Genomic DNA, 405 nt, shown 5'->3' on the forward strand with positions numbered 1-405 from the left:
TGTGCTGCGTCATCGGGAGACGCTCAATTGGAAGATGTAGTGCGCCCAATCAGGCTCTATGGGAGTCTGGGGGCCAAGTTCGGTCGCGACCACGCCTATGTCGTGCGTTCTCCTCGCGAAGCAATCGGTGCCCTTGGTGCCATGATTCCGGGCTTTTGGCGCGAGCTCTGCAAGAGCGGGGAACAAGGCGTGCGCTATGCGGTGTTCGTCGGACAGCGCAACGTGACAGAGACGCAGCTCGACTGGCCGTCTGGCGGCGAGCCGATTCGCATCGCACCGGTGCTTGCAGGAAGTAAGGCGGGCGGAATCTTCCAGACGATTGCGGGCGTGGCGCTTGCCGCGGCAGGCGCTGCGTCGATGTGGCTGATTCCAGGCAACAAGTTCGGCATCGACATGATGCTCATG

The 405-nt window shown here is 62.0% G+C and carries 1 pseudogene; it reads left to right on the forward strand.

Annotated elements, in window-relative coordinates:
• Positions 1 to 39 precede the first annotated feature (39 nt).
• Positions 40 to 405, forward strand: a pseudogene (locus QCE79_RS34485) (tail assembly protein); the annotation flags it as partial.

The organism is Caballeronia sp. LZ003, assembly GCF_031451465.1.
Lineage (GTDB): Bacteria > Pseudomonadota > Gammaproteobacteria > Burkholderiales > Burkholderiaceae > Caballeronia.